This is a genomic window from Corynebacterium heidelbergense, assembly GCF_028609845.1.
Taxonomy (GTDB): domain Bacteria; phylum Actinomycetota; class Actinomycetes; order Mycobacteriales; family Mycobacteriaceae; genus Corynebacterium; species Corynebacterium heidelbergense.
This window is the reverse complement of record NZ_CP063191.1, coordinates 1,108,766-1,131,012: the sequence shown is the minus strand read 5'-3', so window position 1 is coordinate 1,131,012 and position 22,247 is coordinate 1,108,766. Positions and strand designations below refer to the sequence as shown.

Below are 22,247 nucleotides of genomic sequence, written 5' to 3'. Positions count from 1 at the left end.
GGGGAATCATTTAGGACACACTCGTGTTGTCTAATCATGTGGCTGTATCGAACGTGCGGCCGTGCCAGATCACGGAAGGATGAGTGAGAGGATGGGCGACACACACGTGCAGGCGTCGGAGTCGACCACTCGTCACCGTATTTTGCTTCAGGTCCTGCGCCATGGCCCGGTCAGCGCCGGTGACATCAGCTCCGAGCTGGGGCTCACCGCAGCCGGCGTGCGAAGGCACCTGGACAGCATTGTGGACGGTGGCCTCGCCGAGATCGTCACCGCCCCCAAGTCCGGAAACCGGGGCCGACCGGCGAAGCTCTACCGCCTCACCGATGCCGGCCGGGCCCAGTTCGGCCATGATTACGACACCCTGGCACTGCTCGCCCTCCGCGCCCTGCGCCAGGCGGGCGGTTCTGCCGCCGTGGAGGATTTCGCCACGCAGCGCGTTCACCAACTGCTTTCGGACGTGCCGGAGGACCGGCGGACAAACGATCCGAAAAAAGGTAAAACTAATGAAGACGCTGTAGTGCAAAAGGCTCGGGCTATCGCCCAAGCCCTCAGCGATCGCGGCTACGCCGCCTCCGTGGACAAAGCGGGGACCGGCGTGCAGATCTGTCGCCACCACTGCCCGATACAGGACGTGGCCCAGGAATTCCCAGAGCTCTGCGCGGCCGAACACCGCGCCGTAGCGGAATTGCTGGGGCAGCACATCCAACCGTTGGCCACCATCGCCGACGGCAATGGGATTTGCACCACTCACATTCCCCTGACGATCATCGACCCCTCCACCACTGACCCTTCCACTTCGAAGGAAACCTAAAGGTATGACTCAAGCAGCTCAGAAGACCCCCCAGACCGACGAGGAGATCATCAACTCCATCGGTGCGTACGGCTACGGCTGGCACGATTCGGACGCCGCCGGGGCCTCCGCCCGCCGCGGCCTCAACGAGGATGTCGTCCGCGACATCTCCGCCAAGAAGTCCGAACCGGAGTGGATGCTCCAGCGCCGCCTGAAGGCCCTCGAGATCTTCGACAAGAAGCCCATGCCCACTTGGGGTGCGGACCTCTCCGGCATCGACTTTGACCAGATCAAATACTTCGTGCGCTCCACCGAGAAGCAGGCCACCACCTGGGAAGATCTGCCGGAGGACATCAAGAACACCTACGACAAGTTGGGCATCCCCGAGGCCGAACGCCAGCGCTTGGTTGCTGGCGTCGCCGCCCAATATGAATCGGAAGTGGTCTACCACCAGATCCGCGAGGACCTGGAGAGCCAGGGCGTGATCTTCGTGGACACCGACACGGGCCTGCGGGATTACCCCGAGCTGTTCGAGGAGTACTTCGGCACCGTCATCCCCGCCGGAGACAACAAGTTCTCCGCGCTGAACACCGCAGTGTGGTCCGGCGGCTCCTTCATCTACGTGCCCAAGGGCGTCCACGTGGACATCCCGCTGCAGGCCTACTTCCGCATCAACACGGAGAACATGGGCCAGTTCGAGCGCACCCTCATCATCGTGGACGAGGATGCCTACGTCCACTACGTAGAGGGCTGCACCGCGCCGATCTACAAGACGGACTCGCTGCACTCCGCGGTGGTGGAAATCGTCGTGAAGAAGGGCGGGCGCTGCCGCTACACCACCATCCAGAACTGGTCCAACAACGTCTACAACCTGGTGACCAAGCGCACCAAGGTGGACGAGGGCGGAACCATGGAATGGGTGGACGGCAACATCGGCTCCAAGGTCACCATGAAGTACCCGGCCGTGTGGATGACCGGCCCCTACGCCAAGGGCGAGGTGCTCTCCGTCGCCTTCGCCGGGGAGGGCCAGTTCCAGGACACGGGCGCCAAGATGACCCACATGGCCCCATACACCAGCTCCAACATCGTCTCCAAGTCCGTTGCCCGCGGCGGCGGACGCGCGGCCTACCGCGGCCTGGTGCAGATCCACAACAACGCCCACCACTCCACCTCCAACGTGGAATGCGATGCCCTGTTGGTGGACTCGATTTCCCGGTCGGACACCTACCCCTACAACGACATCCGCAATGACCACGTGACCCTCGGCCACGAGGCCACGGTCTCGCAGGTCTCCGAGGACCAACTGTTCTACCTCATGAGCCGAGGCATCGAGGAGGACGAGGCCATGGCCATGATCGTCCGCGGCTTCGTGGAGCCCATCGCCAAGGAGTTGCCGATGGAATACGCCCTCGAGCTCAACCGCCTCATCGAACTGCAAATGGAAGGATCGGTGGGTTAAAACCAATGACCGCCCCACTTACCGAAACTGAACCCAGCCTGACCCCCGTGCCCGCAGGCACGGACCACCAGACGAAGGGGGACCGGTTTACCTCCTTCGACCCGGCCGACTTCCACCCGCCCGTGAGCAAGGACGAGGACTGGCGTTTCACCCCCCTGCGGCGCCTGGGTGGGCTGCAGGACGGTTCCGTCGAATCCACCGGCCGGGCTTCGGTTCAAGTTAATTTTTCGGGGGACGACGCCAGCTCCGCCACCAAGCGCGTGTTCGCCGAGGAGCTGGCCACCGACGACGAGCGCCTGGGACGCGCCGGTGCCCCGGTGGATTACGCGGCTGCGTACGCCTGGTCTCAAACCAGCAGCGCGAACTACGTCCGGGTGGCGCGCGGTGCCGCGCTCGATGAGCCGGTGCGGATCACCGTCGCCGGCGCCGGTGAGGGTGTCGCCAGCTATTCCACCCTGGTCGTGGAGCTGGAAGAGCAGGCCGAGGCCGTCGTGGTGCTGCGCTACGAGGGCAGTGGTAAGCACTCGGACAACGTGGAGTTTGTCGTCGGCGACGGGGCCCGTCTGACCTGCGTGGTGCTGGAGGACTGGAACCGTGACGCGATCCACCTGTCCAACTCCCACATTCAGGTCGGCCGGGACGCTACCGTGCGGCACACCTACGCCGCCTTCGGCGGGGAGGTCGTCCGCGCCGTGCCGCACGTGCGGTTCACCGCTCCCGGCGGGGATGCCGAACTGCTGGGGTTGTACTTCGCCGACGCGGGCCAGTACTTCGAGCAGCGGCTGTTGGTGGACCACTCCGAGAAGAACTGTCGCTCCAACGTGCTGTACAAGGGGGCGCTGCAGGGGGAGATCACCGCCGGTTCCACGGACAAGCGGACCCCGGATGCCCGCACGGCCTGGATCGGGGATGTGCTCATCCGCCCGGATGCCACCGGTACGGATACTTACGAAAAGAACAACAACCTGCTGCTCACCCCCGGGGCTCGCGCCGACTCGGTGCCGAACCTAGAGATCCAGACCGGGGAGATCACCGGTGCCGGGCACGCCGCCACGGTGGGCCGCTTTGATGACGAGCAGATGTTCTACCTGCGCTCGCGTGGCATCCCGGAAACCACGGCGAAGATGCTCATCGTGCGCGGCTTCTTCACCGACGTGATCCGCCGGATCCCGCTGGCCAGCGTCCGCGAGCAACTCGAGCAGAAGATCGAGCAAGAGCTGCACGACACGGTCCTGTAAGCACCAGGAACCCCCACTTCACCGACGAACAGACGTAAAGGATCAACACAGCAATCATGAGCACCCTGGAGATCAAGAACCTGCACGCGCAGGTTGTCCCCGCGGACGAGAACGAGGATCCCAAGCCCATCCTGCACGGGGTCAACTTGACCCTGAACTCTGGCGAGACCCACGCCATCATGGGCCCGAATGGCTCGGGTAAGTCCACCTTGTCCTACGCCATCGCCGGCCACCCCCGCTACGAGATCACCGAGGGGGAGGTCCTTCTGGACGGGGAGAATCTGCTGGACATGGAAGTCGACGAGCGGGCCCGGGCAGGCCTGTTCCTGGCGATGCAGTACCCCACCGAGGTGCCCGGCGTTTCCATGGCCAACTTCCTGCGCTCCGCGGCCACGGCCGTGCGCGGGGAGGCCCCGAAGATCCGCGACTGGGTCAAGGAGGCCCGTGGCGCCATGGAAGAGCTGCACATCGACCCCTCCTTCTCCGAGCGCAGCGTCAACGAGGGCTTCTCCGGCGGTGAGAAGAAGCGCCACGAGGTGCTGCAGTTGGGGCTGCTCAAGCCGAAGTTCGCTGTCCTCGACGAGACGGACTCCGGCCTGGACGTGGATGCCCTGCGCATCGTATCGGAGGGCATCAACAACTACCGGGAGCGGGAGAACGGCGGCGTGCTGCTGATTACCCACTACCAGCGCATCCTCAACTACGTGAAGCCCGATCACGTGCACGTCTTCGCCGGCGGGCGCGTGGTCAAGTCCGGGGGCCCGGAGCTGGCCACCCAGTTGGAGGCCGAGGGCTACGAGCAGTTCATCAAGTAGCTGACAACCCACGCTAGATTCGACGCGATATACACGGTCTGATTGTTCGAGGTCTGACATGGCTGAAACCGAAAGGGGCCTGGATGTGCCCGCCATCCGCGCGGATTTCCCCATCTTGGGGCGCACGGTACGCGATGGACGGCCGCTGATCTACCTGGACTCGGGGGCGACGTCACAGCGCCCGGTGCAGGTTTTGGATGCGGAACGGCACTTCCTCACCCACACCAACGCCCCGGTTCACCGGGGGGCCTACGAGCTGGCGGAGGAAGCCACGGAGGCCTACGAGGATGCCCGGGAGACCATCGCGGCCTTCGTCGGCGGGACCTTCGACGAGATCCTGTTCACAAAGAACGCCACGGAAGCCCTCAACGAGATCGCCTACATCCTCGGGGATACCCGCTCCGGGTCGCTGGCGGTGGGGGAGGGCGACGAGATCGTGGTCTCCGAGATCGAGCACCACGCCAACCTCGTCCCCTGGCAGGAGCTGGCCCGCCGCACCGGAGCCACCCTGCGGTGGTACAGCCTGACCCCAGATGGTCGGATCGACCTGGATAGCCTGCAGCTCAGCGAGCGCACAAAGGTGGTGGCGCTCACCCACCAGTCCAACGTCACTGGGGCAGTGCTCGATGCCGGAGAGGCCGCCCGCAGGGCCCACGAGGTCGGCGCCGTGTTCGTCCTCGATGCCTGCCAGTCCGTGCCGCACATGCCGGTGAATTTTCGGGATCTGGACGCCGATTTCGCCGCGTTTTCCGGACACAAAATGCTGGGCCCCAACGGCGTGGGCGTGCTGTGGGGCAAAGAGGAGCTACTAGCGGACTTGCCCCCGTTCCTCACCGGTGGGTCCATGATCGAGAAGGTCACGATGACCGGCTCCACCTACACCCAAGCACCGCAGCGCTACGAGGCGGGAACCCAGATGACCTCCCAGGTGGTCGGCCTCGCCGCCGCCGTGCGTTACCTCTCCAAGCTGGGCATGGAGAACGTGGCCGCCCACGAGGATCAGCTCACCCGCTACTGCCTGGACCTACTACAGCAAATCCCGGGACTGCAGATCATCGGCCCCACGGAGGTGTTCAATCGCGGCAGCGCGATCAGCTTCGTGGTGGAGGGAATCCACCCCCATGATCTGGGCCAGGTGCTGGACGACCAGGGCATATCCATTCGCGTGGGCCACCACTGCGCATGGCCGGTTCACACGTGCATGGGCGTGCAGGCCACGGCGCGGGCCAGCTTTTACGTCTACAACACCACGGCGGAGATCGACGCACTCGCGGCGGGTATCCGCCAAGCTCAGGTGTTCTTCGGCACCGCAGAGCAACAGCCTTCGAGGGAGGATTCATGAGGCTCGAATCGATGTACCAGGAGGTCATCCTGGACCACTACAAGCATCCCCAGCACGCAGGCCTACGCGAGCCCTTCGGCGCGGAGGTACACCATGTCAACACCTCCTGCGGGGACGAGCTAACCCTCCGCGTGGCCTTAAGCGAAGACGGCCGCACGGTGGAGGACGTGTCCTATGACGCGATCGGGTGCTCCATCAGCCAGGCTTCCACCTCCATCATGGCGGAGGAGATCATCGGCCGCCCCGTGGAGGAGGCCTTCGCCAAGCTCGCCGAGTTCGAAAAGATGGTCACGTCCCGCGGCAAGCACCCCGGTGACGACGAGCTCATCGGCGATGGGGTGGCCTTCGCCGGAGTGGCGAAGTACCCCGCCCGCGTGAAGTGCGCCCTGTTGGGCTGGAAAGCCTTCGAGGCCGCCGCCTACGACGCCGGGGCCCGCCAACAACCCGCCGACCCGAACACTAAGTAGAGGACACGAGACATGACTGAACCGCCGCACAATCCCTCGGCACCGCAGATGGACCCCAATCCCGTGACGGAGGTGCCCCAGCGCCCCGCCGACCTCACCCCGGAGCAGGAGAAGCTGGCCGGCCAGGTCGAGGAGTGCCTCATGGACGTCATCGACCCGGAGCTGGGCATCAACGTGGTGGACCTGGGGCTGGTTTACGACGTCTGGGTGGAAGGGTCCACGGCAGTTGCCAACATGACCCTGACCTCCCCCGCCTGCCCCCTGACGGACATGATCGAGGATCAGGCCCACAGCAGTGTTGTCGGCACCCTGCCGGAGATCAGCGACCTGCGGATCAACTGGGTCTGGTCGCCGGCCTGGGGCCCCCAGATGATCAACGAAGAGGGTCGCGAGCAGTTGCGCTACCTCGGCTTCTCCGTCTAAGCCCCAATACGGCGCGCGGGTGCGTGACGAGGGGGCGCAGGAAGGGGTGCCAAAACCCCGTGTAGGCGCGTAGCTGCCACATGGTCGCCGCGACCGCCAGGGGGTGGTGGCCGGTGAGATAGGCCAGTTGGCACTCCCGCGACATCCGGAAGAAGGCATCGAAGAAGTCCTGCAGGGTCTCCGGGCTGGCGCGGGCGATGAGCCGCGCGCCCACGAGGCGCAGGTAGAAGGCCATATCTACCCCTAGGGCCCGGCGCCGAGTGGTTCCAGCAAGGACCTCGTCGACGGCCTGCATTGCAGCCCCCACCGAGTAGCCGCTGGCCGGGTGGACCAGGCCGCCGCGAGACCCGAAGGGGACGTATTCCACGGCGCGCGGTGGGTTGGCGTCCACAAGAATTCGCCGCCGCCGAGCCCAGCTACCCTCCCGCAGGCCCATGGGGATGGCCACAAATTCCGTATCGACCGTCTCCACGTCGCCCGCCACCCCCGCTGAACGCAGGCGCTGGCGGAGGCGGTCCGCCAGCAACTCGCGAAGGTCCTCCGGGCGTTGGTCGGTCGCCAGCACCGTCTCCTCCCAGAGCATGCCCCCATCCACTGGCTGGATGTAGAGAAAACTGGCCGGGGCCACTCGCGCCTCCACGGGGCGCCAGTCCATGAAGGTGGGCTGCACCTGCGCCGACCGCCCCCGCAGCACCATCCCGTAAGCCACCTGCCACAGCTCCCGACCGTCTGGCCGGGCCCCACGACAGTCGATGAGCAGCACCTCCGCCCCAGGATTGTCCCGCCGCACCTGCCCGAGCACCTCCGGCACGTGCCGTTCGGTTCCGCGTATGAGGGTCACCCCGGCGTCCACCACGGCCTGCCGCAGCGCGGAGCTGTCCAACATCCGATACCCGAAGTCCGGGGTGCGCCGGGCCGTGGTGACGACCCTGATCTCGTGGGCAGGCCGGACGAATTCCTCGGCCCAGCCGGGCACCTCCGCGTCGACGAGGCCGTAGGTGGCTGGCCATTCCGGTAGTTCGGTGGGGTTTTCCTCCAGGCGGTGATCGAGAGCAAGGACGCCCATCCCCCGCGCGCGGGCCCGGAGCGCCGCAATGGCCCCGGCTGGGCCCAGGCCGATAATGACTGCAATTCTCAACTCAACGATCCTCTGTTGGGGGCGGGCGGTGAGATGCATGTTACCTACGGCGGCTAAACTGCCCACTCGTGATTGTCACCCAAGATTTCGAGGTCCGTGTCGGGGCGCGCACGCTGCTGAATGCCCCCGGCCAGCACTTGCGGGTCCAGCCGGGTGACCGGATCGGACTCGTCGGGCGCAACGGTGCCGGCAAGACGACGACCATGCGCATCCTGGCGGGGGAGAGCGAGCCCTATGGGGGCAGCGTCACCCGCTCCGGGGACCTGGGCTACCTGCCCCAGGACTCCAAGGAGGGGGATATCGAACAGAGCGCGCGGGACCGGGTGCTCTCCGCCCGCGGCCTGGATGCCATGCGCCGAACCATGGAACGCCAACAAGAGATTATGGAGATGACGAACTCCGACTCCGAGCGGGACGCGGCGATCCGGAAGTACAGCCGCATGGAGGAGCGGTTCCAAGCACTCGGGGGATACGAGGCCGATAGCGAAGCCGCGCGCATCTGCGACGCCCTCGGGCTGCCCGAACGGGTGTTGGACCAGCAGCTAAAGACCCTCTCCGGGGGGCAGCGCCGCCGGGTGGAGCTGGCCCACATCCTGTTTGCGGCGACCAACGGGTCCGGCCGCTCCGCCACCACCTTGCTGCTGGACGAGCCGACCAACCACCTGGACGCCGACTCGATTACCTGGCTGCGGGGTTTCCTGGCCAAACACGACGGGGGGCTGGTCATGATCTCCCACGACGTGGAGCTGCTGGATGCGGTCTGCAACAAGATCTGGTTTTTGGACGCCGTCCGGGCCGAGGCGGACGTTTACAACATGGGCTGGAGCAAGTACAAGGATGCCCGGGCCACCGATGAGGCGCGCCGTCGCCGGGAACGGGCGAACGCCGAGAAGAAAGCCTCCGCTCTGCGCCAGCAGGCGGAGAAGCTGGGGGCCAAGGCCACCAAAGCCCGGGCCGCTAAGCAGATGGTGGCCCGCGCCGAACGCATGCTCGGGTCCCTCGACGAGGTACCGGTGGAAGACCGCATGGCCCACATCCGCTTCCCCGAGCCCGCACCCTGCGGCAAGACCCCGCTCAACGCCACGGGGTTGACCAAGATGTACGGGTCCCTGGAGGTCTTCGCCGGGGTGGACCTGGCGATCGACCGCGGCAGCCGGGTGGTTGTCCTGGGCTTCAACGGCGCGGGGAAGACCACCCTGCTCAAGCTTCTCGCCGGGGTGGAACGTACCGATGGGGAGGGGGGCATCGTCACCGGCCACGGCCTGAAGATCGGCTACTTTGCCCAGGAGCACGACACGATCGATGGCTCCCGCTCCGTATGGGAGAACGCTGTGGGGGCCTGCCCGGATGCGGGGGAGCAGGACCTTCGAGGGCTGCTGGGGGCCTTCATGTTCTCCGGGGACCAGTTGAATCAACCGGCTGGGACGCTTTCCGGCGGTGAGAAGACCCGGCTGGCCCTGGCCACCCTCGTGAGCTCCCGGGCGAACGTGCTGCTGCTTGACGAGCCGACGAACAACCTGGACCCGCAATCCCGGGAACAGGTGCTCCAGGCCCTGCAGACCTACGAGGGGGCCGTGGTGCTCGTCACCCACGACCCCGGGGCGGTTCGCGCCCTGCAGCCGGAGCGGGTGATCGTCTTGCCCGACGGGACGGAAGACCTGTGGGGCGATGAATACATGGAGATCGTGGAGCTGGCCTAGCGGGCCCTGGCGTAGTCCACGAAGTTGCGCAGGATGGTGTTGGCCTCTGCCGTGCGGACCCCGGCGACCGCCGCGTACGTCTTCTCCTCCTCGCCATCGGCCATGTAACCGTGACCCACGTAGAACTTCAGCCGGGCGGTGATGGCTGCGGCGTCCAGCTCCGGGTGGAACTGGCTGACCCAGACGTTGGTACCCATGCGGTACATCTGTACCGGGCAGTGCTCGCTGCGGGCTAGCAGGGTGGCTCCGGTGGGCAGGCGCTCCACCGAGTCCTTGTGGCCGCACAGGGCGGGAAAGGACGGCGGCAGGCCCTGGCACATGGGGTCCCCCTGAGCTTCAGCGGTCAGCTCCACTTGGGTCTCCCCGGCGGCCTCCGCATACCTCTGGCTGACTTTCCCACCGAAGTAGTGGGCCAGCAGGCCCGCCCCGAAGCAGGTGGCGAAGATGGGTAGTTCCCCTCGGTCCAACTGCTGCCGGACAAAGCGCACCAAGGTCTGGCTGATCGCCTCCTGCAGCTCCGGGTCCTCCGGGTCCGTGATGGTGAAGGGGGAGCCGCCAATGAAGACCCCCTCCGCTCCGTCCACTGGGCCGATCTGGCTGTCCGGACGGTCCAGAATGCGGTGATCCAGCTCCTGCGCCCGCAGGCCGGTGAAGGCGAGAAAGTCGCGGTGCTCCGCCGCAGTGACCTGTTGACCCTGCCGGGGGCTGATGAGCACGAATGTCACGGCAGTTGTTCCTTTGGATAAGTGATGGTGGGTTAGTTGCGGAAACCGTGGACCGGCGCCGGGATATATCCGCCGCGATTGACGAAGGCGGCGCTGGATGCTTCGTGCACCGGCATGATCGGGGCGTAACCCAGCAGACCGCCGAAGTCCACGGTATCGCCAACCTGAGCCCCCGGAACCGGAATGATGCGGACGGCGGTGGTTTTGTGGTTCATCACACCGATGGCAGCTTCATCCGCGATGATGCCGGAGATGGTCTCCGCCGGGGTGTCCCCGGGGATCGCCAGCATGTCGAGGCCCACGGAACAGATGGCCGTCATCGCCTCCAGCTTGTCGATCGACAGCCCCTGCGACTGGACCGCGTCGATCATCCCCCGGTCCTCCGAGACGGGGATGAAGCTGCCGCTGAGTCCGCCGACCCGGGAGCAGGCCATGAGACCCCCCTTCTTCACGGCATCGTTGAGCAGCGCCAGGGCGGCCGTCGTCCCGTGGGTACCGACCTGCTCGAGCCCCATGTGCTCCAGGATGTGGGCCACGGAATCACCGAGTTCTGCGGTCGGCGCGAGGGAGAGATCGACGATGCCGAAGGGCACCCCGAGGCGTTGCGAGGCCATGGCCCCGACCAACTGCCCGCTGCGGGTGATCTTGAAGGCCGCCCGCTTGACGGCCTCGGCGATGTCGTTGCAGGTGGCGCCCTCTAGGCTGCCCACACCCCGATCCACTACTCCCGGGCCGGATACCCCGACGTTGATGACGACATCCGCCTCTTCCACCCCGTGGTAGGCACCGGCCATGAAGGGATTATCCCCAACGGAGTTGGCGAAGATGACCAGTTTCGCGCAGGCCATCGCATTATCCTCGGCGCTGGCCTCCGCGCATTCCTTGACGATGTGCCCCGCCCGCTTCACGGCGTTCATGTTGATCCCTGCGCGGGAAGACCCCACGTTGATCGAACCGCAGACCACCTCCGTGGTGCTCAGGGCCTCCGGGATTGAGTTGATGAGCTTGCGTTCCCCGGGGGTGGCTCCCTTGTCCACGAGCGCGGAGTACCCCCCGATGAAGTTCACGCCCACCTCCTTTGCGGCTCGATCGAGGGCTTTGGCGAGCGCTAGGGGATTGGCGTCCAAAGCCGTAGCGAGGAAACCGATGGGGGTCACCGAAATGCGCTTATTGACGATGGGGATGCCCAACTCCTGCTCGATGCCCTCGCACACGGGCACCAGGTTCCGGGCGTAGCGGACGATCTTGTCGTAGATCGCGGTGGCCGTGTCCTCCACCGTGGGGCGAATGCAGGACAGCAGACTGATGCCCATCGTGACAGTGCGAATATCCAGCCGGTATCGCTCGATCATGGTAATGGTTTCGAGGATATTGTGGCTGGCCTGGCCGTGGAGGCGGCCGAAAGCTGCGGGATCGAGGTCGGCGAAGTCAGTCATGCGGGCGGAGGGTGTCCTTGGGCTTGGGGGGGGTGGGGGACTGGGTTTAGTCAGACGCTGTGGTGAATTAGACGCTGTGCATGGCGGTGAAGATGTCCTCCGACTGCACCCGGATGACGAGCTTCTGCTCCTCGGCGACGGCGGCCATGTGCTGCTGCAACTCCCCGATGCCCAGGGCATCATCGTCGAATTCGACGTGCAGGATCATGGTGAAGAACTGATCCATGATGGTTTGGGAGACGTTAAGGATGTTCACATCCCGGCGGGCCAGCTCCGTGGACACGGCGGCGATAATGCCGGTGTGGTCCAGGCCGGTAACGGTCATGATGGCGATCATGGGGGTTAATGCTACAACTGTGGCTCTTGGCGCATGGCGAGCTCCACCAGCTGGAGGGCCCGCTGCATATCTTCGGTGCCCGCGGCCGCCGGCAGCTTCGCCATCACGCCCTCCAGCACCAGGTCCAGTAGGTGGTACATGCTGACCACGTCCACGTCGCCACGGATCCGGCCGCGGGCGGCGTTCTCCCGCAGCCGGTCGGTGACCACCTCCTGCAGCGCCAACTGGTCCAGCTCCCACTTCGCCCGGAAACACGGGTCGGTGCGCACACGGCGCAGAATCTCCATCCGCATCGCCCACCAACCGGCCCGCTCCGGGGAGTGCAGGACCATGCGGATCATGCCGATCATGCCGTGTTCCCGGGCGGCCTGGGTCATCCGGGCCATGTCGTCGTGGGCGACCTCCAGGAACAGCGTGTCCTTGTTGCGGAAGTGGTGGAAGATAGCGCCCCGGGACTTGCCGATGCTGGCCTCCAAGCGGGCGACCGTCGCATCCTTGTAGCCATAGGTGATGAAGCACTCCCGAGCTCCGCGGAGGATCTCGGCGCGCACGGAGGCCAGGTTCTCTTCACTCATCCGGGGCATGGGTTCGAGTTCCTCGCTATCGGGCGCGCCGCATGCTCCTCTTTACTGCTGCGCCATCATGTTGCGCAGCACGTACTGCAGGATGCCACCGTGGCGGTAGTAGTCGGCCTCACCGGGTGTGTCGATGCGGGTGACCGCGTCGAACTCGATGGTTTCGCCGCCTTCCTTCCTGGCGGTGACGTGGACCGTCTTCGGGGTGGAGCCGTTGTTGAGCTCCTCGATTCCGGAAATGTCGAAGGTCTCGGTGCCGTCGAGGCCCAGAGACTTCCAGGATTCGCCGTCGGGGAACTGCAGCGGAACCACGCCCATGCCGATGAGGTTGGAGCGGTGGATTCGCTCGAAGGACTCAGCGATGACAGCCTTCACGCCCAGCAGCAGGGTGCCTTTAGCGGCCCAGTCGCGGGAGGATCCGGTGCCGTACTCCTTGCCGCCGAGGACGACCAGCGGCGTGCCGGCCTCCTTGTAGTTCATGGCGGCGTCGTAGATGTACGCCTGGGGGCCGCCCTCCTGGGTGAAGTCCCGGGTGTAACCGCCGGATACCCCGTCCAGAAGCTGGTTCTGCAGGCGGATGTTGGCGAAGGTGCCGCGGACCATGACCTCGTGGTTGCCGCGACGGGCACCGAGGGAGTTGTAGTCCTTGCGCTCCACACCGTGGGAGTCCAGGTACTGGGCGGCGGGGGAGCCGGGCTTGATCGTGGAAGCGGGGGAGATGTGGTCCGTGGTGACGGAATCTCCCAGCAGTGCCAGCACGCGGGCGCCGGACACGTCGCTGACGGCCTCCGGCTCGCGGCTCATGCCGTCGAAGTAGGGGGCGCGGCGGATGTAGGTGGAGTCCTCGTCCCAGGCGAAGGTCTCGCCGGTGGGGACGTCCAGGTTCTGCCAGCGCTCGTCGCCCTTGAAGACGTCCGCGTAGTCGGCGGAGTACAGCTCCTTGGTGATGCTGGACGCGATGACGTCCTCGATCTCCTCGGTGGAGGGCCAGATGTCGCGCAGGAAGACGTCGTTGCCCTCGTTGTCGGTGCCGAGCGGCTGGGTTTCAAAGTCGAAGTCCATCGTGCCCGCGATGGCATAGGCAATAACGAGGATCGGGGATGCCAGGTAGTTCATCTTGACATCCGGGTTGATGCGACCCTCGAAGTTGCGGTTACCGGAGAGCACGGCGGTAGCGGCGAGGTCGCCCTCGTTGATGCCTGCCGAGATCTCGGCGGGCAGCGGGCCGGAGTTACCGATACACGTGGTGCAGCCGTAGCCGACCAGGTAGAAGCCCATGGCCTCCAGGTCCTTCCACAGACCTGCGGCCTCGTAGTAACCGGTGACGACCTGGGAGCCGGGGGCCATGGAGGTCTTTACCCACGGGGCGGGCTTGAGGCCCTTGGCCGCCGCGTTGCGGGCGAGCAGGCCGGCGCCCACCATGACGGAGGGGTTGGAGGTGTTGGTGCAGGAGGTGATGGAAGCGATGGCCACCATGCCGTGGTCCAGCTCCATGTCCTGGCCGTTGTAGTGGACCGGGGTGGGGTTGGAGGGACGCCCATCGGCGCCGGCTGCCGCGGAGGGCATGTTGCCCTTCGCGTCTGCGGCGGGGGCGGGGGTGGCCTGTTGCTCGGAGGTTGTCTCCGTGGTGGGGCCCTCTGCGTCAAAGCTGCCGGTGGAGGTAGCGCCGGTGTCCCCGGAAGCGTAGTTGTGCAGATCCTTGCGGAACTGGGACTTAGAGTCCGTCAGCTCGATGCGATCCTGCGGGCGCTTCGGCCCGGCGATGGACGGCACGACCGTGGACAGGTCCAGCTCGAGGTACTCAGAGTATTCGACCTCCTTGCTGGGATCCAGCCACATGCCCTGTTCCTTGGCGTAGACCTCCACACGATCCAGGGTCTCCTGGTCGCGGCCGGTGAGCTCGAGGTACTTCACCGTCTCTTCGTCGATCGGGAAGATCGCAGCGGTGGAGCCGAACTCGGGGGACATGTTGCCGATGGTGGCGCGGTTAGCCAGGGGCAGCTCGCCCACGCCGGCGCCGTAGAACTCGACGAACTTACCGACCACGCCGTGCTGGCGGAGCATGTCGGTGATGGTGAGCACTACGTCCGTGGCGGTCACGCCGGGGTTCATTTCACCGGTGAGCTTGAAGCCAACCACGCGGGGGATGAGCATCGAAATGGGCTGGCCGAGCATGGCAGCCTCAGCCTCGATGCCGCCGACGCCCCAGCCGAGAATGCCCAGGCCGTTTTCCATGGTGGTGTGGGAGTCCGTACCAACACAGGTATCGGGGTAGGCCACGCCGTCCTTCTCGAAGACGGAGCGGGCCAGGTACTCGATGTTGACCTGGTGAACAATGCCGGTTCCCGGGGGAACGACGCGGAAATTGTTGAAGGCGCCGGTGCCCCAGCGGAGGAACTTGTAACGCTCGTCGTTGCGCTGGTACTCGATCTCCACGTTCTTATCGAAGGCGTCCGAGTCACCGAAGGCCTCGATGATCACGGAGTGGTCGATGACCATCTCTGCGGGGTTCAGGGGATTCACCTGATCCGCCCGGCCGCCGAGGGAAACCACGGCATCCCGAATGGTGGCGAGGTCGACAATGCAGGCCACGCCCGTGAAGTCCTGCATGATAACTCGAGCGGGAGTGAACTGAATCTCGATGCTCGGCTCGGCGGTGGGATCCCAGTTGGCAATAGCCTCAATGTGGTCCCGGGTAACGTTCTTGCCGTCCTCGTTGCGCAGCAGGTTCTCGCCCAGAACCTTTAGCGAGTACGGCAGCTTATCCATGCCGGGCACCGCCGAGAGGCGGTAGATGTCATACGACTTCTCACCGACCTGCAGTGTGCCCTTGGCGTCGAACGAGTTGGTGCTTTCGCTCACGGTCACTCCTTTGTTTCTCTTCTCTCGAGTCATACGTATCCGCGAGTCCCCCGCGCATACGTCGTCAGTCCCGCGCCGGAAGCGGCAGGAAGCAGGGACTTATTTCCAATTGTGTGGCAAAAATAGACGTCCCATCACTTTCCTAGCCTAACAGTACGAATGTTCTGTTATCCCATTTCCCCGGCGTTTGCGTGTCAGCGCTCGGCAGCCTTCGGGGGCCCTGGTAGAACCAAGGCCATGATTCCGAAGTCCGTGGATGTCTCCTCCCTCAGCGGGGCGCTCCGTTCCGCCGATGTCGCCGAGCAGGGGAGCCAGGATGGCCCACATCTGCCGCCACCCGCCCGCTTCCACGCCGCGGTGGATAGCGCCGAGCATGGTTCCCGAAGCGATGATTTCGGAACGGTCAAGGTTGTAGTCTTGACTGATGGGGATTTCACCGGGGCGGACTGCCGGGACGTCGCTCAGGCGATCAAGAACGACACCGGTGCGAACACCGTCATCGTGCAAACGCCCGGGCCGGCTGCGGTGGTGTCGGATCACTTCTCTCGATTCGAGCTCGAAACCCATCAGCATCTTCTGGCTGGTTCCGTCGATCCCGCGGCGACGGAGTCGTTTGTCCAGGCCATGCACGGGACACACGTGCCCATGGGTCTCATCGGTTCACTCATCTTGCTAGGAACCGCCGGTGCCGCGGGAGTAGCCGCCGTGTGCGCCCGGCTGTTCTCCCGGCCTCCTCTCAAGGAGTCAAGTTCTCAGCATTGACGTTTGTTGTCCCGCACTAGAGAGTTGCTGCAACTCCTTCAATCCGACGCGCCGATTCCTACTAAATTGTGACACAACTCACAAGCGGGGATTGGCGCATTATTCGCGCTGGTCAAGCCACGGCGCGTGACTTCTGTGTCCAATGTGACGAGTGGGGCCACCGTGATAAGAGTTCGTAACCGTTGCCAAAGTGGCTTAGGGTTCACCTGTCAACACATGTAGCGAGTTGATAGCAATGTGACTCTCCCGCCAAGAACCCATGGACGGGGAGGAATCATTGCGGCCACTCCGGGACGGAATCTATTGGCATGGGGAAGTGCGCAATAGTCCGGCCGATGCGGTTTACCCCTTTTTGTCCCCCTATCCGCCACACCGGCGAGACCAGCTCGTTACAGTGCCGAGCTTGTTGCAGGAGAACACCATCGTGCTTAACCGTCCGAAACGCCGCGGCCGCGCTGCGGCTCATGTCGCCCGGTCCAGCCGCGCTCTGCTAGTTGTATCGCTCACCGCCGGAACCGCCTTCGCGGCAGGGCCCGTTGCCTCCGCGCAGGAATCGCCCCAGACCGCCGAGGGCTACCTGGCGGGTCTCGTCAGCGATGCGTCCTCGTCCCAGCGCAAGCTAGCGGACGTGGAAAACAGCGTCGGCGGTCTGCGCGAGCGGGCCAATAAGGCACGCGTGGATCTTTCCCGCGCCCAGGCTCAGGCCCAAAAGGCCCAGAGTGGAGTTACGGACGCCAAAGGCCGCCTGGGCAAGGCGGACCAGCAGGTCGCCCAGGCCCAGCAGAAGTTGGATGAGCTCGCCCGCTCTGCCTACGCCACCGGGGGAGACGCAGCCCCCGTGTCCCTGGCCGCCGGTTCCGACGCCGTCGGGGACACGCTCGATCGCAACAGCTACCTGCAGGCCGCCTCCCAGCGCCAGCGGGGGGTCGTCGATCGACTGGACCTCGCCCGCACGCAGACAGCCAACGAAGAATCCGGTCTCCGGGCCTCCCGGAATGCCGCCAACAATGCGGTGCAGGCCGCCGTCGATGCCCATAAGTCAGCCAACGACGCCCTCAGCCAAGCGCAGCGCGAACTCGCCGCCCAGCGCGACCAGATCGCTTCGGCCCAGCGGCAGATGCGCGAGGCCCAGGCCAAGGTTCGCGTAGCCCGCGCGGCCGTGGACAAGCAGAGCGCCAGTGCGAGCTCCTTCGACAAGCGTCGCGCTGCAGAGGCCGCCGTGGCCCGAGTAGAGGCGAATCCGCCGGCCGCACCGGCCCCAGCACCGCAGAAGACGCAGGCTCAGGCACAAGCCCCTCAAGCTCAGGCACAGGCACCCCAGAGTCAAGCCCAGGAACCTGACAAGAAGGCCGCCGAGTCCGAAGCGCCGGCAACTTCGACGGAGAGCTCCGCTCCGTTGGGTTCGGTGGAGAATATCCCCACCGAATTCGAGGCCTCCTCCACTGGGGATGACCAGCGCCAGCGCGCCATCAACGGTCTGCTGGCGGCGGGACAGTCCGCCGCTATGGCCGGATTTGCCGCCGCTGCCAACGGCGGTTCCCCACAGGATGCGCTCAACGCCGCAGCCCAGGCCGGCCGAGACACGGCCGGCCGCGAGTACGACGCGGCGATGGGCGTCAGCCAGAACACCCCGGGGGCCCCGGACGGTGTGGACCCCAACGCGGGTGAGGGCACCGTGGCCCCCACGCTGCCGGGCGTGACCAACCCGGGGACGCAGACCCCTTCCGAGGACACCTCCGGCACCGCCGCCGAGAAGATCGAGCGGGTCATCAACCGCGGCTCCTCCCAGCTTGGGATGCCGTACGCCTGGGGCGGCGGCAACGCCGTGGGCCCCACCCTCGGCATCCGGGACGGCGGCGTGGCCGACAGTTTCGGGGACTATGAGAAGGTCGGCTTCGACTGCTCCGGTCTCATGGTGTACGCCTTCGCGGCCGCCGGAATCTACCTCGACCACTACTCCGGTTACCAGTACACCGCCGGGCGCCAGGTCCCCGCCTCCGAGGCCAAGCGAGGGGACATGCTTTTCTGGGGCGCCAGTGGCGAAGAGCACGTGGCCCTCTACCTGGGCGACGGGCAAATGCTGGAGGCCCCGCAGTCCGGCAGTGTCGTGAGCATCTCCCCGGTGCGCTACGGCGGCATGGCCCCCTACGCGGTGCGGATGATCGAGTAGCGCTCTAACGCACGATCTCCCGCTGGGCGTAGTCCACCGCTACCATCCGGGCGGTGCGCACAGCCCGCAGCAGCGGAAGCACATAGGGGTCCGCGCCGGCCCCCACCTCACTGCGGCGCGCGACTGCAACGATCGCCGCGACCATGTCCGCCCGAGCCATTAGTCGCTCCGCTCGAGGGGGCACCCCCGGCGGCAAACCGGGCAGCCCAAAGGCGTCGGCGAGGGTCCCCACGGCCAGCCTGGTATCGCCCCCGCCGCCCATGCCGCCCACGCGGCCCACCCCAGCCGCCGACACCTGGCTGGCTGCCTGCTCCACAGCCTGGCGCAGCAACTCCTCGGCCTCTCCCGGGGAATGCGCCACGACCGCCGGAAGCGGCCCCTCCACCTGGAACCACTCCCACGTCACCAGCCCTTCCGACGCGGAGGGCACGACCACGTGATGGCGTTGCGAATCCCCGCCCGCCAACAGCAGACCCGCCCCCCGGCGGCTGACGGCGCGGCTGGCGGGGGTGTTTGCCGGCAGGGGAGGCACCTGACCCGGCCCGGCCAGGACCAGGGACACCAACGGCTGCTCGGCCACACCGGTAGGGGCCTGCGCCGTTGCGGCCCGAGCCGCACGCAGCACCTCCGTCACGCCGGTGTGGAGGCTACGGGCGCGCGCTAGGTCCTCCCTGGCGTCCGGAAAAACAATCTGGTGCTCAGCTCCGGAAGACTGCGTGGCATTGACGGCATCGATGACCGCATCGGTGGCCACTAACCCGTGCAGCCACCACGCCAGCCACAGCGCCGAGTTCTGCACGGGGCTCCACAACTGCTCGGCCAGGAGGGCGGGCTGAGGATGAGACATTCGCCCTAGCCTAAGCTCTAGGCCCATGAGCTTCAACGATCGTGATCCCTACGCGGGGGATATCCTCTCTGGACATCACCGCAACCGGCCACAGAACTACCCCAGCCACCCGGCACAACCGGGGCTCGTAGTGGAAGTGATCAGCGATGATTTCGTCGGCGAGATCCTGGCCTGCGAACGCACCATCGACGGGGATTTCGTGCGGCTGGAGGACCGCCACGGTCGCTCTCGGCTGTTCCCCCTACGGCCCGGGGCCTTTCTGCTGGAGGGCCGACGGGTCACCCTCACCCGCTACGTAGATCCGCGAAGCACCCCGACCGGCCGCGGCGCGCAACGATCCAACTCCGGATCCCGCCGGGTAGAGGGGCTTCGGGCGAAGGTGGCTGCCCCCTCCCGCATCTGGGTGGAGGGGATCCACGACGCCGCAATCGTGGAACGCGTCTGGGGCCACGACCTTCGGGTGGAGGGCGTTGTCGTGGAGTACCTGGAGGGCCTGGACAACCTCCCCGAGCGGCTGGCGGAGTTCGGCCCGACCGCCCAACGACGCGTGGGTGTGCTGGCCGACCACCTCGTCACCGGGTCCAAGGAGACGCAACTGACCCGCTCGGTTGGCCCCCACGTCATGGTCACCGGCCACCCCTACGTGGACATCTGGGAGGCTGTGAAACCCGCGAGCGTCGGGATCCGCGCCTGGCCGAAGGTGCCCCGCGGCGAGGACTGGAAGACCGGGGTATGCCGACGCCTCGGGTGGGGCAGCCCCCAGGATGGGTGGCGGCGGGTATACGCGGGGGTGCGCACCTACCGGGACGTCGATTCCACCCTCCTGGGGGCGGTCGAGCGCCTGATCGACTTCGTCACCGTGGGAGAGGGCCCCTAGGTCGCCGCCCTTGGCCTATTGTGGGGCCCATGGGTCCCGTCGTCTGGCTAATCGCCGCTGCTGTTCTGGCGCTCGCCGAATTCGCCGTCATGGATTTCTCCTTGCTGATGCTGGCCGCCGCCGCGCTAGTCACGGCTGGTGTGGCTGTCGCTGGAATCCCCCTGTGGGCGGAAGTACTGGTGTTCGCCGTATCCTCGGCGATCTCCGTGCTGCTGGTGCGACCGGTGCTGCGGCGGCGGCTGCTCACCGCCACACTGGATAACCAGTTCACGGCCCGGGAATTGGAAGGGCGCCCGGCCGTCGTGGTGTCACCAGTGGACAGCTCAGACGCGAACTTGGGCCAGGTACGGGTTGCCGGGGAACTGTGGAGCGCTCGCGCTGCCCACCCGGGGGACCACTTCGCCGAAGGGGATTCAGTCCAGGTCTTGGAAATCGACGGCACCACCGCAGTGGTGTGGAAGGAGAAGTAGGCGCATGACAGGGCTCATAGCCATAGTCATCCTGGTCCTATTGCTCATTGTCATCGTGATGAAGTCCATTGCCCTGATCCCCCAGGGGGAGGCGGCGGTGATTGAGCGGCTGGGCCGATACACCCGGACCGTCAGCGGTGGAATTACCCTGCTGGTCCCATTCATCGACCGGGTTCGCCAGAAGGTGGATACCCGCGAACAGGTGGTTAGCTTCCCCCCGCAGGCGGTCATCACCCAGGACAACCTGACCGTGGCCATCGATACCGTGGTGACCTTCCAGATCAACGATGCCTCCCGCGCGATCTACGGGGTGAACAACTACATCGTCGGCGTGGAGCAGATCTCCGTGGCCACCCTGCGTGACGTCGTGGGTGGCATGACCCTGGAGGAAACCCTGACCTCCCGGGAAGTGATCAACCGTCGGCTGCGCGGGGAACTGGACGCGGCGACGAACAAGTGGGGCCTGCGGATCAGCCGCGTTGAGCTCAAGGCCATCGACCCGCCGCCGTCCATCCAGCAGTCCATGGAAAAGCAGATGAAGGCGGACCGCGAGAAGCGGGCCATGATCCTTACCGCCGAGGGTCAGCGGGAGGCCGATATCAAGACCGCCGAAGGTGAGAAGCAGGCCCGCATCCTCGGCGCTGAAGGCGAGAAGCACGCCCAGATCCTCGCCGCCGAGGCCGAGCGACAGGCCACGATCCTGCGGGCCGAGGGCCAGCGCGCCGCGAAGTACCTGGAAGCCCAGGGCCAAGCCAAGGCCATCCAGAAGGTCAACGCTGCGATCAAGGCCGCCCAGGTCACCCCGGAAGTGCTGGCCTACCAGTACCTGGAGAAGCTGCCGGAGATGGCCCAGGGCAGCGCAAACAAGACCTGGATGATCCCCATGCAGTTCGGGGACTCCCTGGAGCAGTTCGCCAAGGCGCTCGCCCGGAAAGACGACGAGGGCGTGTTCCGCTACGAACCGGCCCCGGTGGACGAGGATGTCCGCGAAATCGCCAACGAGACCAGCTCCGACGATTGGTTCTCCACCGCGTCCGCTCCGGAGATTGCGGAGGCCGTTGCGGCGGCAAACGCGGTGGCCAATCGGCCCGTCGATGAGGATCCGGTACCGGAGCGTCCCGGTCCCGCAGCATCTGGCTCGACGCCCCCAACCGGCGCGCCGGAGCAACCGCTGCCGCCGCAGAACTTCACCGCACCTCATCCGCCCGAGCAAGCATACGGATGGCCAGGGACCACCCCGCCTGCTCGGCATGCCAACCCGCCGCAGCCAGGCGCTGACTCATAGCCTGCTTACTAATCCCCGCCTCCCGGGCGGCCTCGCTCTGGCTCAGCCCAGCGCGAAGGAGCGCGGTGGCCTGGCGTCCTTCCTCGGTACGGCGGGATAACACGTAGGACAGCAACGTGAAGGCCGCAGCGATATCCTCAGCGATGTCCGCCGCCCTTCCCGGCATGAGCGTGCCCGGCAGATCGGCGCGCTCGATGCGCACCCCCACACTTCCCGCCCGCTGGCTGGGCGGGCAGGCGCGTCGGGCGGCGGCCTCCACATCCTCGGTGCCCGCCTCTTCGGCACCCCCCTCCAGGTCAGTCGCGCTCAGGCTGCCGAGGCCCAGGGCGAAATCCCCGACCTGGAGGAGGGCCAGAATCACCCCGCCGGCGTTCTCCGGGCCGATAGCCACGCAACTGATATCAGTGATCCCCTCCTGGCGCACCGACTCGGCGACGGGGGATTCGGCTAGAGCTGCCGCGACGTTGCGCACAAACTCCGCCCGTCGGCGGGCCCGGCCGCGGTAGGACGCGTGGATCGCAAACATGAT

21 protein-coding genes are annotated in these 22,247 nt (G+C 66.0%); 13 read left to right on the top strand and 8 right to left on the bottom strand.

What is annotated here, in order from left to right:
• The first annotated feature begins 91 nt into the window (after positions 1 to 91).
• From CHEID_RS05000 to CHEID_RS04970, 7 genes are read left to right on the top strand one after another with little or no spacing between them, the layout of a single operon-like run.
• Complete coding sequence (locus CHEID_RS05000) at positions 92 to 811, top strand: helix-turn-helix transcriptional regulator (protein WP_273661416.1); 720 nt, start codon at positions 92 to 94, stop codon at positions 809 to 811.
• A 4-nt stretch (positions 812 to 815) separates the two neighbouring features.
• Positions 816 to 2,249: a Fe-S cluster assembly protein SufB gene (gene sufB, locus CHEID_RS04995; protein WP_112769934.1), complete on the top strand. Its 1,434-nt coding sequence runs from the start codon at positions 816 to 818 to the stop codon at positions 2,247 to 2,249.
• 5 nt (positions 2,250 to 2,254) lie between these two features.
• Entirely contained in the window at positions 2,255 to 3,487 is a 1,233-nt protein-coding gene (sufD, locus tag CHEID_RS04990) for a Fe-S cluster assembly protein SufD (protein WP_112769933.1), read from the top strand.
• Between the two features lie 56 nt (positions 3,488 to 3,543).
• Positions 3,544 to 4,302: a Fe-S cluster assembly ATPase SufC gene (sufC, locus tag CHEID_RS04985; RefSeq protein ID WP_112769932.1), complete on the top strand. Its 759-nt coding sequence runs from the start codon at positions 3,544 to 3,546 to the stop codon at positions 4,300 to 4,302.
• 58 nt (positions 4,303 to 4,360) lie between these two features.
• Positions 4,361 to 5,644, top strand: coding sequence for a cysteine desulfurase (locus CHEID_RS04980; protein ID WP_112769931.1), 1,284 nt, complete (start codon positions 4,361 to 4,363; stop codon positions 5,642 to 5,644).
• Positions 5,641 to 6,111: a Fe-S cluster assembly sulfur transfer protein SufU gene (gene sufU / locus CHEID_RS04975; protein ID WP_112769930.1), complete on the top strand. Its 471-nt coding sequence runs from the start codon at positions 5,641 to 5,643 to the stop codon at positions 6,109 to 6,111. The genes CHEID_RS04980 and sufU overlap by 4 nt, the downstream gene beginning before the upstream one ends.
• 12 nt (positions 6,112 to 6,123) lie before the next feature.
• Positions 6,124 to 6,534 (top strand): metal-sulfur cluster assembly factor, encoded by a 411-nt coding sequence (locus CHEID_RS04970; RefSeq protein WP_112769929.1) that lies wholly within the window; start codon positions 6,124 to 6,126, stop codon positions 6,532 to 6,534.
• On the opposite strand, the gene CHEID_RS04965 is transcribed toward CHEID_RS04970, so the two are convergent.
• Entirely contained in the window at positions 6,485 to 7,672 is a 1,188-nt protein-coding gene (locus CHEID_RS04965; RefSeq protein WP_181645937.1) for a lycopene cyclase family protein, read from the bottom strand. The two genes, CHEID_RS04970 and CHEID_RS04965, sit on opposite strands and share 50 nt — an antisense overlap.
• A 68-nt stretch (positions 7,673 to 7,740) precedes the next feature.
• Between CHEID_RS04965 and CHEID_RS04960 the strand changes: the two genes are divergently transcribed.
• Complete coding sequence (locus CHEID_RS04960) at positions 7,741 to 9,372, top strand: ABC-F family ATP-binding cassette domain-containing protein (protein WP_112769927.1); 1,632 nt, start codon at positions 7,741 to 7,743, stop codon at positions 9,370 to 9,372.
• On the opposite strand, the gene CHEID_RS04955 is transcribed toward CHEID_RS04960, so the two are convergent.
• The 5 genes from CHEID_RS04955 to CHEID_RS04935 all read right to left on the bottom strand — a co-directional run bounded on the left by CHEID_RS04955 (position 9,369) and on the right by CHEID_RS04935 (position 15,307).
• A complete protein-coding gene (locus tag CHEID_RS04955) occupies positions 9,369 to 10,097 on the bottom strand; it encodes a glutamine amidotransferase (RefSeq protein WP_112769926.1) in 729 nt (242 codons plus the stop codon). The two genes, CHEID_RS04960 and CHEID_RS04955, sit on opposite strands and share 4 nt — an antisense overlap.
• A gap of 32 nt (positions 10,098 to 10,129) precedes the next feature.
• Complete coding sequence (locus CHEID_RS04950) at positions 10,130 to 11,533, bottom strand: PFL family protein (protein ID WP_112769925.1); 1,404 nt, start codon at positions 11,531 to 11,533, stop codon at positions 10,130 to 10,132.
• A 67-nt stretch (positions 11,534 to 11,600) separates the two neighbouring features.
• Complete coding sequence (locus CHEID_RS04945) at positions 11,601 to 11,870, bottom strand: ACT domain-containing protein (RefSeq protein ID WP_112769924.1); 270 nt, start codon at positions 11,868 to 11,870, stop codon at positions 11,601 to 11,603.
• Between the two features lie 11 nt (positions 11,871 to 11,881).
• Positions 11,882 to 12,445 carry a TetR/AcrR family transcriptional regulator gene (locus CHEID_RS04940; RefSeq protein WP_238599373.1) on the bottom strand — a complete coding sequence of 188 codons (564 nt, stop codon included), beginning with the start codon at positions 12,443 to 12,445 and terminating at the stop codon, positions 11,882 to 11,884.
• Between the two features lie 51 nt (positions 12,446 to 12,496).
• Entirely contained in the window at positions 12,497 to 15,307 is a 2,811-nt protein-coding gene (locus tag CHEID_RS04935; RefSeq protein WP_273661409.1) for an aconitate hydratase, read from the bottom strand.
• 237 nt (positions 15,308 to 15,544) lie between these two features.
• Here CHEID_RS04935 and CHEID_RS04930 point away from each other — a divergent pair, with 237 nt between their 5' ends.
• Both CHEID_RS04930 and CHEID_RS04925 read left to right on the top strand, forming a co-directional pair.
• Positions 15,545 to 16,069 carry an Rv1476 family membrane protein gene (locus CHEID_RS04930; protein ID WP_112769714.1) on the top strand — a complete coding sequence of 175 codons (525 nt, stop codon included), beginning with the start codon at positions 15,545 to 15,547 and terminating at the stop codon, positions 16,067 to 16,069.
• 424 nt (positions 16,070 to 16,493) lie between these two features.
• Positions 16,494 to 18,239 (top strand): DIP1281 family NlpC/P60 protein, encoded by a 1,746-nt coding sequence (locus CHEID_RS04925; protein WP_369126447.1) that lies wholly within the window; start codon positions 16,494 to 16,496, stop codon positions 18,237 to 18,239.
• A 4-nt stretch (positions 18,240 to 18,243) separates the two neighbouring features.
• On the opposite strand, the gene CHEID_RS04920 is transcribed toward CHEID_RS04925, so the two are convergent.
• Positions 18,244 to 19,086 (bottom strand): hypothetical protein, encoded by an 843-nt coding sequence (locus CHEID_RS04920; RefSeq protein WP_112769715.1) that lies wholly within the window; start codon positions 19,084 to 19,086, stop codon positions 18,244 to 18,246.
• 25 nt (positions 19,087 to 19,111) lie between these two features.
• On the opposite strand from CHEID_RS04920, the gene CHEID_RS04915 reads away from it, so the two are divergent.
• The 3 genes from CHEID_RS04915 to CHEID_RS04905 are packed head-to-tail and all read left to right on the top strand — an operon-like array spanning position 19,112 to position 21,718.
• On the top strand, positions 19,112 to 19,963 hold the full coding sequence (locus tag CHEID_RS04915) for a DUF3097 domain-containing protein (protein ID WP_112769716.1): 852 nt from the start codon (positions 19,112 to 19,114) through the stop codon (positions 19,961 to 19,963).
• A gap of 29 nt (positions 19,964 to 19,992) precedes the next feature.
• The gene (locus CHEID_RS04910) at positions 19,993 to 20,433 is read left to right on the top strand and encodes an NfeD family protein (protein ID WP_112769730.1); all 441 of its coding nucleotides are present in this window, start codon (positions 19,993 to 19,995) and stop codon (positions 20,431 to 20,433) included.
• A 4-nt stretch (positions 20,434 to 20,437) separates the two neighbouring features.
• A complete protein-coding gene (locus CHEID_RS04905) occupies positions 20,438 to 21,718 on the top strand; it encodes an SPFH domain-containing protein (RefSeq protein ID WP_112769717.1) in 1,281 nt (426 codons plus the stop codon).
• Here CHEID_RS04905 and CHEID_RS04900 read toward each other — a convergent pair.
• Complete coding sequence (locus CHEID_RS04900) at positions 21,621 to 22,244, bottom strand: DNA-binding protein (RefSeq protein ID WP_112769718.1); 624 nt, start codon at positions 22,242 to 22,244, stop codon at positions 21,621 to 21,623. The two genes, CHEID_RS04905 and CHEID_RS04900, sit on opposite strands and share 98 nt — an antisense overlap.
• Positions 22,245 to 22,247 lie beyond the last annotated feature (3 nt).

Excerpts from the sequence above, each read along its gene's own strand:
- CHEID_RS05000 (WP_273661416.1), top strand. The coding sequence starts at position 92 with ATGGGCGACACACACGTGCAGGCGTCGGAGTCGACCACTCGTCACCGT.
- sufB (WP_112769934.1), top strand. The coding sequence starts at position 816 with ATGACTCAAGCAGCTCAGAAGACCCCCCAGACCGACGAGGAGATCATC.
- sufD (WP_112769933.1), top strand. The coding sequence starts at position 2,255 with ATGACCGCCCCACTTACCGAAACTGAACCCAGCCTGACCCCCGTGCCC.
- sufC (WP_112769932.1), top strand. The coding sequence starts at position 3,544 with ATGAGCACCCTGGAGATCAAGAACCTGCACGCGCAGGTTGTCCCCGCG.
- CHEID_RS04980 (WP_112769931.1), top strand. The coding sequence starts at position 4,361 with ATGGCTGAAACCGAAAGGGGCCTGGATGTGCCCGCCATCCGCGCGGAT.
- sufU (WP_112769930.1), top strand. The coding sequence starts at position 5,641 with ATGAGGCTCGAATCGATGTACCAGGAGGTCATCCTGGACCACTACAAG.
- CHEID_RS04970 (WP_112769929.1), top strand. The coding sequence starts at position 6,124 with ATGACTGAACCGCCGCACAATCCCTCGGCACCGCAGATGGACCCCAAT.
- CHEID_RS04950 (WP_112769925.1), bottom strand. The coding sequence starts at position 11,533 with ATGACTGACTTCGCCGACCTCGATCCCGCAGCTTTCGGCCGCCTCCAC.
- CHEID_RS04945 (WP_112769924.1), bottom strand. The coding sequence starts at position 11,870 with ATGATCGCCATCATGACCGTTACCGGCCTGGACCACACCGGCATTATC.
- CHEID_RS04940 (WP_238599373.1), bottom strand. The coding sequence starts at position 12,445 with ATGAGTGAAGAGAACCTGGCCTCCGTGCGCGCCGAGATCCTCCGCGGA.
- CHEID_RS04930 (WP_112769714.1), top strand. The coding sequence starts at position 15,545 with ATGATTCCGAAGTCCGTGGATGTCTCCTCCCTCAGCGGGGCGCTCCGT.
- CHEID_RS04920 (WP_112769715.1), bottom strand. The coding sequence starts at position 19,086 with ATGTCTCATCCTCAGCCCGCCCTCCTGGCCGAGCAGTTGTGGAGCCCC.
- CHEID_RS04915 (WP_112769716.1), top strand. The coding sequence starts at position 19,112 with ATGAGCTTCAACGATCGTGATCCCTACGCGGGGGATATCCTCTCTGGA.
- CHEID_RS04910 (WP_112769730.1), top strand. The coding sequence starts at position 19,993 with ATGGGTCCCGTCGTCTGGCTAATCGCCGCTGCTGTTCTGGCGCTCGCC.
- CHEID_RS04905 (WP_112769717.1), top strand. The coding sequence starts at position 20,438 with ATGACAGGGCTCATAGCCATAGTCATCCTGGTCCTATTGCTCATTGTC.
- CHEID_RS04900 (WP_112769718.1), bottom strand. The coding sequence starts at position 22,244 with ATGTTTGCGATCCACGCGTCCTACCGCGGCCGGGCCCGCCGACGGGCG.